This window comes from uncultured Victivallis sp., from assembly GCA_944389935.1.
Taxonomy (GTDB): domain Bacteria; phylum Verrucomicrobiota; class Lentisphaeria; order Victivallales; family Victivallaceae; genus Victivallis.
In genome coordinates, this window is record CALXOE010000002.1 from 44313 (window position 1) to 57475 (window position 13163).

Here is a 13163-nt window from a genome sequence, read left to right on the forward strand (position 1 = left end):
TCATGCCTGTAGAGTCGCAACTCTTTTATCCGGAGAGAGAAAACCTGTCTGGAACGGATGCCGGAACCCGTGACGGGCGCGGGTTTCTGGTCTGCCCGGTCTGTTTTCAGGCCGCCCCAGCGGAGGTGCCGCGTCCGGAATATCAATGCCGTTTCTGCCGCCATCGGTGGATGGCTCCGGCCGGCTCCCTCACGGATATCTACTTCGCTTCTGTCGACGAGATCGAAGTTTCGTTGACGGCGGCGGAGGGGGAACGGTATGTGCTGCGGACTCTTCCGGCGGTGATCGGCCGGGATTCGGAGTTCCGGGTGCTGCAGTGCAATCTGGCTGTGTCGCGCCGCCATTGCCGGATCGATTTCGACCGCGCACGCGGGAGGTTTTTCGTCACGCCGTTCCGGACCGGAGGCGGAACGTTCCTGAACGGAGAGGCACTGCCGCCGGAGGAGCCGCATGAGATTTTTCCGGGGGACGCGCTGGTGCTCTCCGGAGTGCTTCTTTCACTGCGCTGTCGATTGAACCGCGAGCTGCCCGGGAAGCCGGGGGAAATGATACGGCTCGGACGCAGTTTGAACTTGTCCGCGGAGATGGAGCCGGGATTCCTCAATCTCGCGGAGGGCGACAGCGAAGTGACGGTAACTCCGGTCCGGACGGCGGATTCGGTGGCGGCATTCTCCCGCAACGCCGTCTCGACCGCCTGGACACTTTACGCGCTCGACCGCGATCGGATCCGGATCAACGGCCTCCGATTTCTCGAGCAGAAGCTCTCGGGCGGAGAGCGCCTTGAGATCGGCCGCTGCGTTTGCGTATTCGACTCCACGGACAGTTCCCTGAAACCGGCAACCCCGGGGGGCGGGGCGGAAATCACGATCCGCAGACTCTCTGCCGGATATCGACGGCGGGTGGTGCTCCGGGAGGTCAGCTGCCGCATTCCGAAAGGAAAGCTGACCGCCATCCTCGGAAAGAGCGGTTGCGGCAAATCCACTCTGATCAAGGTGTTGTCCGGTCAGAAACGACCGATTTCCGGAGAGATTCTCGTCGATGGTGCGGCGATCTCCTATCCGCAATGGGCGGAGAAACATCTCGCGCTGGTGCCGCAATTTGACGTCGTGCATCCGGAGCTCACGGTCCGGCAGTGCATCGCCTACGCCGCCGACATCCGGATCGGCACGCGCGCAAACGGCGGCGTGAAACAGGCGGTCGTGGAAAAGGCGATCCGCGACGCCGGACTCACGCGCTTTTCCGACCGTTACGTGGGGGAACTCAGCGGCGGTCAGCGCAAGCGGGTCAACATCGCGGTGGAGGCGGTCGGCCGGCCGGAGGTTCTGCTGCTCGACGAGCCGACCACGGGGCTCGATTATGCCACTGAAAAACTCATCGTCGCAGGATTGCGCCGGATCTCGAGACAGGGGGGGACGGTGGTGTTTGTCACGCATTCGCTCTCGACGATCGAAGCGGCGGATCATGTGATCGTCCTGAATGGCTCTGAGGAGGGGTCGCGGGTCGCCGCGGAGGGAAGTCCGCAGGAGGTCCGGACTGCGATCGGGGTGGAGTCCTGGCAGGAACTCTATTCGCAAATCGATTCCGGGAGCCGGGAAGAGGAGGGCATGGGGAGAGTCGCGGCGCGCCCGGAGAGCCATCGCGCGCCAGGAGCATTCGCGCTCTTTTCACGTTATGTGCGGATCTGGCTGAATTCGCCGCTCTCCTCGCTGGCTCTGCTGTTCGGTCTGCCGCTGCTGCTGGGGATTCTGATCCGGCTGGCGGTTTCGATCGACGCGCCGCTCGGCACCGACCGGCTGGTGTTCGGGCTGGTGGCGATGTTCTGGCTCGGAATGAATCAGACGGTTCGCGAGATCATCCGCGAGAGGGAGATTTTTCTGCAGGAGCATGCGCACCATGTTTCTTCTCTGGCGTATCTGCTCTCGAAGACCCTGTTTTTTCTGCTGGTGAGTTTCCCGCAGGCGCTGCTGATGACGCTGCCGATTCTCTGGTTGAACGTCAATTCCGGAGATGGTTTTCTGAAATTCGATCAGCTTGCGGCGCCGTTTTTCGCGGTTCTGCCGATGATGTGGCTGGCGGGCGGGGTGGGTTGCGTGTTCGGATTGTTCGGTTCGGCTCTGTCGTTGTTTCTCCGGAAACAGGGGGAGATCGCCGCGGTGCTTTTCGCGGTGATTGCGACGCTGCCGCAGTTCCTGTTTTCGGCGAAAGTGCTGCCGGAGGGCCTGGCGAAACCGTTGAATCCGGAACACTTCTACACATTCGCATTCTGGCATGAAAATGCCCCGGTGGCGGAGGCGTTGAGTTACTTCACTTTTTCGCGTTATTTGTTCGTTCCGCTCGATGCGGTTTCCACTGGGCAGGCGGGGGAAATTGTCGCCAGGGCGTTCGTGTTCAACTGCGGAATCCTGGCGATGGCGATGGTCTGCATGATGGCGGCAGCGTGGACGGCGCTGGAGATTTTCGCCTGGCGCGCCCGCAGATTCTGACGAAATCCCGGGAATCCCATGATGAGAGGTACGACGATTCCGTCCGCCGGTGCATTTTCGGAAGCGGATTCCGATCAGACAGAAACTCCCGGCCGTTCGACCGGGAGCTGTTGCTGTTCAGAAGCCGCTGATCCGACCATGTGCTCCGCCGGGCGAACCGGAACGGGACGGCATCGCCGGCCGGGTGGGCGCGGGTGTCCCTTTCCAGGTTGCCGGGCGTGCCGGAGTTGACCGCAGCGACCGGGGGCGCTCCACCGTCGCTCCGGGCGTCGTTGCCGGGCGCGCCGGAGTCGTCTTCGGAACCACCCGGCGGAATCCGCCGTTCTGTTCCAGATTGTACGGCCGGGACGGGCGCGAAACCGTTCCGCCGGACGACGGCTTCTGCGACGGACGGACGGTGTTCGGGCGCGATGAATTCGACGGCGTTCCCGCACCGAAAGCCGGAGGCCGCGAACCGATCGGTGTCGTAACCGGTTTCGACGGTTGCTGCTCCGGGGGAGTGTCCGGACGCGGCGGACGCGGGCGTGGCGGGCGTGGCGGGCGTGACGGGCGTGGCGGGCGTGGACGCGGCGGACGCGGACTCCAGTCGCCGTGGTTGTTGTGCCGGGTCCACCAGATCACCGGCCAGTAGCTTCGTCCGATGCAGTAGGGATAATCGTAATAGTAATAGCCGTCTCCAATTCCGACGTTGTCGTAATAGTCGTTGTCCGGGACATTCCCGCCTTTGTTGTCGATTCCGGCGGTCTGCTGCGCTTCGGCCTGATCCGGCGGGGTCTCCGCCGCGGCCGCGTCAGTCGCCGCCTCAGCGGTCTGTGCCGACTCCTCCTCTTTCTGTCCGGCGGCGAACTCGCTGTAAATGTCGAGATACCGCTCCAGCAGCAGCTGCGCCTCATCGAGCGAATCGGAAAAGACCGGAATCCGTTCGATGTCCCGGTAACGCGCATGCATCCCGGTGGGGTAGAGGAAACCGCTCCAGCGCCCCGTCCCCTCCGACAGTTTCAGCCGGTCGATCAGAACCAGCGTCGGCAGGGCAGGCAGTCCGCTCGTATCGTCGATCACCGCCACCACCGTGCCGGACCGGACCTGTTCAACCGGAATCACCGCCACCGGACGGCGGCGCGCGTAGATCGCGAACCGCAGATCGGCGGGTTTGATCTGCACCTCTTCGCCCGCGAGCCGCGCCCTGATTTCGCGGTTCACGCGCGCCATGCGTTCGGCTTCGCCCTCGGCAGCCTCCTCCATGGTCTTTTTCTTCGCCTGCTCCAGCTGGGCTTCAAATGCTTTCGCTTTCTCCGGATCGTAATGGAACGCCTGCTGAAGTTCCGGCGTCAGCCTGGAAAGCGGAATTCCGACCATCGCGTAGGCGCCGTCCTCCCGCAGATATCCGATATCGATCCCGGCAGGAGTAACCCGTTCCACTGTGGCATCTTTATAGACTCTTCCATCGGTCGTTGTGATGTCGATGGCCGGATCGTCATCCTCCTCCGGTTCGACCGCAGCGGGCTCCGCCTCGGGCGCCTTTTCCGGCTGTGCGGCATCCTCTGAATAGACGGCCGGACCGGCCAGCAGCCAGAGGCTCAACAAGAAGAATGTCATGTTTTTCATTTCAGACCTCCTAATTAAATCCCCCTTTTTAACATATTGCGGAAAAGGAAAATATCAACTTGATTTGTTGCATTTCAGAAAAAAATCATCTACATTATATCCAAAAACATGCGATTGGCTCATCATCCTGCGCTTCTGCGGATTCCGGCGGCGGGCGCATTGTTCGCGGGGATCGTCTGCGGAACTCTGCCGGCCGTGACGGACGGCGGATCGATTGCGCTTGCGGTTGTTGCGGCGGCGCTGATTTCCGCCGCGGGTTCTCTGCTGTTCGGACGGCGGATGGCCACGGTGTTCGCCGTCGGAGCGCTGCTCGGAATCTGCAGCATGGAGGGGCATCGGCTCTGCGCGCAATTTTCCGGAAATTACGAACGGGAGCTCCCGCCCAGAAGTTGCGGAGGTACGGCAGAGTTGCGGATCATCGATCCGCGCATCTCCGAATTGCCGGGGATCGTGCCGCCGTCGCTGATCCGGGCGCAGGTGCGGAGAATCCGACTCACCGGCGAGACGCAGTTCCGCGATGTTTCTGGCATCCTCTACCTCAAACTGCCGAAAGAGTCTCCTCCGCGTCTCCGCTGCGGCGACCTGTTGACGGCGCAGGGCGTCTTTTCTCTGCCGGCGGAGGGGGGTGCGATCCTCCGCGCCGAAGCGGACGCCTCGACCCGGCTCGAACCGATGCGGAATTTCGCCGCCTATCTGGCCGGGCGCGGCGCGACAAGGGTCTTCCGGATGCGGGAGGGCGCTGTGACCGGATGGAGTCCGGGCGTGATCGGACGTATCTGCATCGTGCGCGACCGGCTGCTCGAGCGCGCGCTCCGCGGGATGGAAAACGAACGAATCCGCAATCTGGCCTCCGCTCTTTTCTTCGGCACTTCGGGCGGTGTCGATCCCTCCAGCCGTTCGCGGCTCATCGAAACCGGGACGATCCATCTCTATTCGGTTTCGGGCATGCACGTCGCGATGCTGGCGGCGGTGTTGCTGATCTTTCTGCGTCCGCTGCCGCTGCGACTTCGGTATCTCACTCTGGCCGGAGCATTGCTGCTTTACACGCTCTCGACCGGAGCGAATGCTCCGGCGATGCGGGCGTTCTGGATGATCGGGCTCTGGTGTCTGTGCCGTTCGGCGCTGCTTTATATTCCGGCGCTGCACGCGCTGCTTCTCGCCGGAGGAATACTGATTCTCTCCGAACCGTATCTCATGCTGGATATGGGGTTTCAATATTCGTTCGTCATCACCGCGATTCTGATTCTTGCGGGCGAGCGGTTCGATCAGCTCTCCGAACTGTTCGGCGAAGAGTTCCGGTATATGCCCGCTTCTCCATTCAAACAGCGCCGGGAAAAGCATCTGCGCCGGGCATGGGCACTTCTCTTTGCGGTCGGCGCGTGTCTTGCGGCATTTCTCGGCGGCGTCGGGATTTCGGTCTACAATCAGGGATTGCTGCTGCCGGGATCGGTGCTCGCGAATCTCGCTTTGATGCCGGTGGTCGGAATCCTCTTCCCGGTGCTTTTCTTCAAACTTGCCGCAGGGGCGGTCTGGAGCGGATTCGACCTTGTCGGAGCGAAACTTCTCGAGTGGAGTTTCCGGTTCATGGAGGGCGTGACCGGAATCGCCGCGGCGGGATTCGAGCGCATTCCGGCGATCCGGCCCGCGTTGCCGGAGATCGTGCTCTTTTATGCGGCGCTTTTCGTGCTGCTCGGGACAAGGCGCCAGAGCCCGGCGCGGATTGCGGCAGCGCTGCTGATTCTGCTGCCCGCAAGCTGGATTGTTCGAGCGGAACTTCATCCGGCGGCGCTCTTTGTCGCGGCGGGGGAGGGGGAGCGGAATCCGGCTGTCGTGCTGCACGATCCGGCCGCGGATTACACCATCGCCGTGAACGCCGACGGTTTTGAAACGGTTGCCGCGGCGGCGGACTTCCTGCTGAAACGGGGCGCGACCCGGATCGACCGGCTCCACTTCACGGCGGCACGGACCGGAAACCTCTCCGCTCTCACGCAATACACCTCCCGGCTGCCGGTCGGGATGGTCAGCGTTCCGGAACTCGACCGCTATTCGCGGACATTCCGGAAAAGGCTTGCGGAGGAGCTTCCCGACTCCCCGCCGGCTGTCCGCACCGGCGGAGACGGCGGTACGGTGGAAATATTTCCGCAAAAAAACGGTTTTGAACTTGTATATTTGAATCCTTGTACTACCTTTCCCATACGCCTGTTGCTCGAGAATACCGACAGCGGCTGCCTTGTCACGCTGCGGCAGCCGGGAAAGCCGGAGATCAGGCGACAATTACGGAACAGCAGCGTGCCGGAGGTTTGGGAACATGAGTTCCGCTGACAGAAAAATGAAAATCTGCCACATCATCACGAGGATGATCGTCGGCGGTGCACAGGAAAATACGCTGTACACGATTCTCGGCCACCTGCGTCGGGGGCATGAGGTCACGCTGATCACCGGTCCCTCGCCGGGACGGGAGGGGAAACTGCTGCAGAATGTCGATTTCCCGCCGTTCGAGACGATCGAACTGCCGTCGCTCGTGCGCGAACTCGACCCGGTCAATGATTTCAAAGCGTATCGCGCCCTGAAGAAACTGCTTGCGGATAGGAAGTTCGATGTTGTCCACACCCACAGTTCCAAAGCCGGAGTCATCGGACGGATCGCCGCCCGCAGGGCAGGAACGCCGGTCGTGGTTCATACCGTGCACGGTCAGGCGTTCCACCCGTATGAAAAAGGCTGGAAAAACGCGATTTACAAACTTTCGGAACGCATTGCGGCGCGTGATTGCGACCGGATTTTCGCTGTTGCGCAGGCGATGATCGATCAATGCGTGGAAGCCTCCATCGCTCCGCGCGAAAAGTACAAGGTCGTTTACAGCGGGATGGATACCTCCGCTTTCGCCAATGCGGTCCGGGAGCCGGAACTGCGCAGAGAGCTCGGAATTCCGGAACACGCCCGCGTGATCGCGACGCTTGCGCGGCTCTTCCCGATGAAAGGGTATGAATACGTCGTCCCGGCGGCGGCGGAGATCATCCGCGACTATCCGGACACCCACCTCCTGTTGATCGGCGACGGCCCGATGCGCGACGAACTCGACGCCCGGATCTCCTCGATGGGAATGACGGAACACTTTCATTTTGCGGGGCTTGTTCCTCCCGCGCAGGTGCATCGATATCTAGCGCAGGCGGATCTGCTCTGGCATCTTTCGCTGCGAGAGGGGCTGCCGCGTTCGGTCGTTCAGGCGCTTGCAACCGGCATCCCTGCGATCGGATTCCGTCTCGACGGCACGCCGGAGGTGATTCTTGACGGACAGACCGGATACTGCACCGCCCCTGAGAACGTCGGGGAGGTCGTCGACGCGACCCGGAAACTCTGGCGGACTCCCGCGCTCGCCCGCCAGATGGGCGAAAACGGCCGCAAACTCGTGCTTGAGCGATTCGACTGGCCGCTCATGGCCGATATCCTTGAAAGGGAATACCTTGAACTGCTGGCGCAAAAAGCTCGAATCTGAACTCGCCCGTTACGACCGGCTCGCGATCGCCTTTTCTGGCGGCTGCGACAGCGCGCTGCTGGCTGCCGCGGCGCTGCGTCAACTCGGCGGAGACAATGTGCTGCTGCTCCTGGCGGACTCGGAACTTCTGCCGCGGGTGGAGTCGGAACGTGCCCGGAGACTTGCGGAGGGGTTCGGACTCCGGCTTGAAGTCGTGCGGCTCGATCCGCTCTCCGATCCTGCCGTCCGGGAAAACGGGCCGCAGCGTTGTTACCACTGCAAGAAGCGGCTTTTCGCCGCGCTTCAGGAGCGGGCCCGGGACCTGGGGTTTCCGCGTCTTGCGGACGGGGCGAACCGCGATGACCGCGGCGACTACCGGCCGGGGGCGCGCGCGGCGGATGAACTCGGAATCCTCCATCCGCTCTCGGAACTGCCGAAGTCCGCGATTCGAGAGCTCGCCCGGGAGCTCGATGTTCCGGTCTGGAATCTCCCGGCCGCCGCCTGCCTTGCGAGCCGGATTCCGACCGGGACTCCGCTCAACCGGGAGGCTCTGGCCGCAGTCGAAGCGGGGGAGCGGGCGCTGGCCGCGCTCGGCTACTCCGGATTCCGCGTCCGCCGGCTCGGGCCGGAAAGTGCGCGGCTCGAACTTCGCCCGGAGGAGATGGAACGGGCGGAACGGGAGTGGACGGAAATCTGTTCCCGCCTCGGAGCCTGCGGTTTTACAACGGTTGAGGCGGCCCGCTACCGCACCGGCTCTATGAACCGGATTCCGGAGAAAAACGGTTGACGAAACCGCAGAAAAGGAGTATCTTTTATTTCAGCGGAAATTTTCTCGGGGAGAACAGAAACGATGAAAATCAAAGAGTATTACGACGTTACAGTAATCGGAGCCGGGCCGGCCGGACTCTGCGCCGCGATTCAGGCGGCGAAAGCCGGAGTGTCGACCTGCCTCGTTGAGAAAAACGGAATCGCCGGAGGAACCATCACCGCCGGCGGCATTCCGTGTCCCGGCATTTTTCACGCATGGGGCAGACAGGTTATCAGCGGAATCGGCTGGGAGCTTGTCAGGCGGACCCGTGAAGAGAGCGGCGAACCGCTGCCGGACTTTTCGACGACGAATCTGAACGAACACTGGAGACATCAGATCTCCATCGATCCGGTGCTGTTTGCGGCGCTTTGCGATGAGGAGTTTGAAAAAGCCGGTGTCATTGTCAAATATCACACCATGGTCGGCCGCGCGACACTCGCGGATGACGGGATCGAACTCGAACTTTGCGGAAAAGACGGACTTTACCCGGTATTCTCGCGCCGGGTCATCGACTGCACCGGAGATGCGAACGTCGCCCGGATGCTGCATGCGGAAGTGCGTGTTTCCGATCCCTGCCAGCCGGGGACGCTCTGCGTCTATGCGACCGGATACGATCCGGAGAAACTCGATCTCGAAGCGATCCGGAGCGCGTTTGACGCCGCTGCCGCGCGCGGCGAGGTCAGTTGTGAGGATACCGGTTGGAGCAACGGATTCAATCCGCACTTTCTGTTCGGTCGCGGCAACAATTCAAACCACATCAGCGGCATCAACGCGGGCGATTCGGCGGGGCGTACCCGAATTGAGATGGCGGGGCGCGCGTCGCTGCTGCGGCTCTACCGGTTTCTGAAGAAACAGCCCGGACTGGAAAAGCTCGCATTCAAGCTCAATGCCGCCGAGTGCGGGGTGCGCGAAACCCGCACGATTGTCGGGAAAGCGACCGTCACGGCGGAAGAGTATGCTGCCGGAAAACGTTACGACGACGCGGTTTGTCACGCTTTCTACCCGATCGATCTGCACGACGCGCAAGTCGGGCTCGACAAACGGCCGCTCGCTCCCGGAGTGGTACCCACGGTGCCGCGCGGCGCGCTGATTTCGGTGAACACGCGCCATCTGCTGGCGGCGGGACGGATTCTTTCGAGCGACCGGTTGGCGAATTCGGCGCTGCGCGTGCAGGCGACCTGCATGGCGACCGGCCAGGCGGCAGGTGCTCTCGCGGCGCTCTCGGTCCGGCTGCGGACTCCGGCGGAAGAGGTTCCCGCTGCGGAACTGCGCAAGATGCTTGAAGCAAACGGCGCCATCGTCCCCTGACCGGGGGAGGGGCGGGACGGGAGAGCCGCGACTCCGAGTCCGGAAAATGTTGCTTTCGGGAAACAAACAGAGAACTCCCGGCCCGATGACCGGGAGTTCTCCATTTGCAATGAGAATGTTACGAGAATTTCAGAAGCGGAAATCGCGCTTGCCGTCGTGAAGCTCGCGCAGATGATCCGCCGCAATCGCACGCACTTTCGGATTCGTGATATGTTCAAGTTCACGCTTGATGACCTCTTCGCCTTTCCGGCAGGTATCCGGCGAGGCGTAATCTTCCAGATACTCCTTGAGCGTCATCAAGGCGTTCGGCAGACAGCAGTTCGCGATCTGACCGCTCTTGACCAGCGACATGAACCGGTCACCGGTACGTCCTTCCCGGTAACAGGCCGTGCAGAAACTCGGAATATAGCCGAGTCCGAGCAGCCAGTTCACCACCTGATCGAGCGTGCGGGTGTCGTTGACGTCGAACTGCGCGGAGTTCTCCTCCTCGCTCTCCTCATGGACGTAACCGCCGACGCTCGTGCGAGATCCGCCTGAAATCTGCGAGACGCCGAGCTGCAATACCCGTTCACGCGCTTTCTGCGATTCACGTGTCGAGATGATGATTCCGGTGTAGGGCACGGCGATGCGCAGCACGGCGACGATCTTCTCGAAGATATCGTCGGAGATGGCGTTCGAGAATGTTTTCGCGTCGATGTCGTCGGCCGGGCGGATGCGCGGGACACTGATCGTGTGCGGGCCGACCCCTTTCGCCGCCTCAAGATGTTCCGCGTGCATGAGCAGTCCGACGAAGTCGTAGCGGTAGAGATTCAGCCCGAAGAGGACGCCGCAGCCGACGTCGTCGATGCCGCCCTCCATGGCGCGGTCCATCGCTTCGGTGTGATAGGCGTAGTCATGCTTCGGCCCGGTCGGATGGAGCTCCTCATAGGCTTTTTTGTTGTAGGTTTCCTGGAAGAGGATGTAGGTGCCGATTCCGGCGGCCTTGAGTTTCCGGTAGTTTTCGACGGTGGTCGCGGCGATGTTGACGTTCACGCGGCGGATCGCGCCGTTCTTATGTTTGATCGAGTAGATGGTCTTGATGCTCTCGAGCACATATTCGATCGGATTGTTGACCGGATCTTCCCCCGTTTCCAGAGCGAGACGTTTGTGACCCATGTCCTGCAGCGCGATGACTTCGGCACGGATCTCCTCCTGGGTGAGCTTCTTGCGGCGGATATGCTTGTTCTGGCGGTGATACGGGCAGTAGGTGCAGCCGTTGATGCAGTAGTTCGAGAGATAGAGCGGGGCGAACATCACGATGCGGTTGCCGTAGAACTTCTCCTTGATCTCGCGCGCAAGCTGGAAAATCTTCTCGTTCTCGTCGGGCAGATCGCATTCGAGCAGCACGAGGGCGTCGCGGTGGTTCACTCCTTTGCACTGTTTTGCCGTTTCGATGATCGAGTCGATGAGTTCACGGTTCGAGCGGTTTTCGCGGGCGTAACGGATGGTTGCCTGGATTTCATCGTCATCGATGAACTCCTCCGCCTTGAGGGATTTGGGGTCGTACATATTCGGTGTTCTCCTGTTATTTTTTGGAATAAACTGTTTTTACGCTGATTCCGGGGAGCATTCCGAGCTTGCCGGAGAGAGAACTCGTGACATCAGCGGGTGCGTCAACCACGACACTGATGATTGCGACGTTCTGTTTCCTGTAGGGGATTCCCATCCGGCCGACCAGATATTCCTGATAGTCGTGCAGAATCCGGTTGATTTCGGCGCTGACGGCGGTATCCTCGACGATGATGCCGATCAGGGCGATGCGGTTTTCCATATAAAAAATCCTCCATGTTTTCCGGGAGGAAGAGGAAAACACGGAGGATATGTATCTGCACAGACCGACCGTCGGCTTTGCCTCTTGAGCCCGGGACGAACCCTCGCTTTCAGAATGACGCTGCTCATTTTGTGATGATCCGCAGCCTCGGGCGTTCGCCCCCGGCCTGGGACCTTTTACTTAATATAGCACTGGATTTCGGATTTTCAAGAATGATTCTTGAAGTTATTGCTTGACGGTGGTGTGGAATCCGTACCGATGGCAGGCGAGCAGATAGTCGATCGCCTCTTCCGCGGAATCGACGAGGTGAAAGAGTTCCTGATCGGTCGAACTAATGGTGTCGTTTTTGACCAGTACATTCTTGAACCAGTGCAGCAATCCGCTCCAGAACTCTTTCCCCACCAGAATGATCGGAATCCGGTTGATCTTGGAGGTCTGCACCATGGTCAGCACTTCGCAGAGCTCGTCGAGCGTGCCGAATCCGCCGGGGAATACGATGATCGCAGTCGAATACTTGAGAAAGCAGACCTTGCGGATGAAGAAGTAACGGAACGAGAGTGAATCGGTCTGGTACTGATTCGGATGCTGTTCCATGGGCAGCTCGATGTTGAGTCCGATCGATTTCCCGCCCGCTTCAAACGCGCCGCGGGAAGCGGCGCCCATGATTCCGGGTCCGCCGCCGGTGATGACGCCGTATCCGTTCTTCACAAGCAGTCTGCCGAGTTCGCAGGCGGACTCAAATTCCGGCGCGTCTTCGGGAATGCGGGCAGAGCCGAAGACGGCGACCAGTCGTTCCGGCATCTGACTCATGTCGTCGAACGACTGGACGAATTCGGCCATGATCCGCAGAATTCGCCACGAATCCGCGGGCATGAATTCGTAATTGTTGAAATTTCCGCCGGACATCTGATTTTCCCCGTGATTTTCCATAACGCAAATCTCCTGAATGAATGGTGTTGCATTCTGGCAATATACAGCCGCTCCGAACGATGTCAAGCCCGCAGGCGGAGTTTCCGGGGAAATCATGGAAAATGTCATTCTGCGGCAATTCGGACTTGATTGTTCGGCTTTCCGGATTATATTGTTAATGATGAACAGGAGGTTTGTTATGAAGCATCTGTCTGAAATTCTTTGTGCCGCCCTGTTGTTCACCGCGGCCGCCGCGACTGGAGCAGCGGAGGCGGAGACGGAGACGGTCACCCCGGCCCCGCCGGCGGAATCATCGTCTCCGCCGGCAAAACCATTGAATCCGCCTTTGACAACCGGAGCGACGCAGATCGGCGGAACGACGGTCAAAACCGATTCGGATGGTGAAACGGAGACTCTGATCCAAAACGGCAACCGCGTCATCTACCAGAAAAACGGAGCGTCGACGTTCCGCTCGGCGCCGAAAGGGACGACCCCGCAATATGTGAACGACAGTCGTGGCCAGGTCCGCCAGGTTACTCCCGTCCAGCAGGCGAAGCCGATTCAGCATCGTCCGAACCCGGTGACGACTTCATCGTCCTCGAGTTCGCAGCCGTCGCTGCGGGAAAGCCGTCCGTCACCGATCAGCCGGCCTGCGCGTCCGACCGGGAGTTCCATGCCGCGTTCGCCGTTTCTGCGCGCGAATCCCTCCCGTCGCTGAATCGGAGGGGGATTTCCTCATCAGACAACGCGTTTGCTGACAGAAAAAAA

At 60.8% G+C, this 13163-nt stretch carries 10 protein-coding genes; 6 read left to right on the forward strand and 4 right to left on the reverse strand.

The window, feature by feature from the left end; translation table 11 throughout:
- The first annotated feature begins 2 nt into the window (after positions 1-2).
- Positions 3-2483 (forward strand): ATP-binding cassette domain-containing protein, encoded by a 2481-nt coding sequence (locus Q0J85_RS01025; RefSeq protein ID WP_294477427.1) that lies wholly within the window; start codon positions 3-5, stop codon positions 2481-2483.
- Positions 2484-2600: 117 nt separating this feature from the next.
- On the opposite strand, the gene Q0J85_RS01030 is transcribed toward Q0J85_RS01025, so the two are convergent.
- Entirely contained in the window at positions 2601-4088 is a 1488-nt protein-coding gene (locus Q0J85_RS01030) for a hypothetical protein (RefSeq protein ID WP_294477428.1), read from the reverse strand.
- A gap of 114 nt (positions 4089-4202) precedes the next feature.
- On the opposite strand from Q0J85_RS01030, the gene Q0J85_RS01035 reads away from it, so the two are divergent.
- The 4 genes from Q0J85_RS01035 to Q0J85_RS01050 all read left to right on the forward strand — a co-directional run bounded on the left by Q0J85_RS01035 (position 4203) and on the right by Q0J85_RS01050 (position 9676).
- Positions 4203-6410: a ComEC/Rec2 family competence protein gene (locus tag Q0J85_RS01035; protein ID WP_294477429.1), complete on the forward strand. Its 2208-nt coding sequence runs from the start codon at positions 4203-4205 to the stop codon at positions 6408-6410.
- Positions 6397-7581: a glycosyltransferase family 4 protein gene (locus Q0J85_RS01040; protein ID WP_294477430.1), complete on the forward strand. Its 1185-nt coding sequence runs from the start codon at positions 6397-6399 to the stop codon at positions 7579-7581. The genes Q0J85_RS01035 and Q0J85_RS01040 overlap by 14 nt, the downstream gene beginning before the upstream one ends.
- On the forward strand, positions 7550-8347 hold the full coding sequence (gene larE / locus Q0J85_RS01045) for an ATP-dependent sacrificial sulfur transferase LarE (protein WP_294477431.1): 798 nt from the start codon (positions 7550-7552) through the stop codon (positions 8345-8347). The genes Q0J85_RS01040 and larE overlap by 32 nt, the downstream gene beginning before the upstream one ends.
- Positions 8348-8410: 63 nt before the next feature.
- Positions 8411-9676, forward strand: coding sequence for an FAD-dependent oxidoreductase (locus tag Q0J85_RS01050; protein WP_294477432.1), 1266 nt, complete (start codon positions 8411-8413; stop codon positions 9674-9676).
- 129 nt (positions 9677-9805) lie between these two features.
- Here Q0J85_RS01050 and hydG read toward each other — a convergent pair whose 3' ends face one another.
- The 3 genes from hydG to Q0J85_RS01065 form a co-directional block, all read right to left on the reverse strand.
- Positions 9806-11224 (reverse strand): [FeFe] hydrogenase H-cluster radical SAM maturase HydG, encoded by a 1419-nt coding sequence (gene hydG / locus Q0J85_RS01055; RefSeq protein ID WP_294477433.1) that lies wholly within the window; start codon positions 11222-11224, stop codon positions 9806-9808.
- A 16-nt stretch (positions 11225-11240) separates the two neighbouring features.
- Positions 11241-11486, reverse strand: coding sequence for a TM1266 family iron-only hydrogenase system putative regulator (locus Q0J85_RS01060; RefSeq protein ID WP_294477434.1), 246 nt, complete (start codon positions 11484-11486; stop codon positions 11241-11243).
- 225 nt (positions 11487-11711) lie between these two features.
- A complete protein-coding gene (locus tag Q0J85_RS01065) occupies positions 11712-12416 on the reverse strand; it encodes a TIGR00730 family Rossman fold protein (protein WP_294477435.1) in 705 nt (234 codons plus the stop codon).
- A gap of 178 nt (positions 12417-12594) precedes the next feature.
- On the opposite strand from Q0J85_RS01065, the gene Q0J85_RS01070 reads away from it, so the two are divergent.
- Complete coding sequence (locus Q0J85_RS01070) at positions 12595-13113, forward strand: hypothetical protein (RefSeq protein WP_294477436.1); 519 nt, start codon at positions 12595-12597, stop codon at positions 13111-13113.
- Positions 13114-13163: the final 50 nt, after the last annotated feature.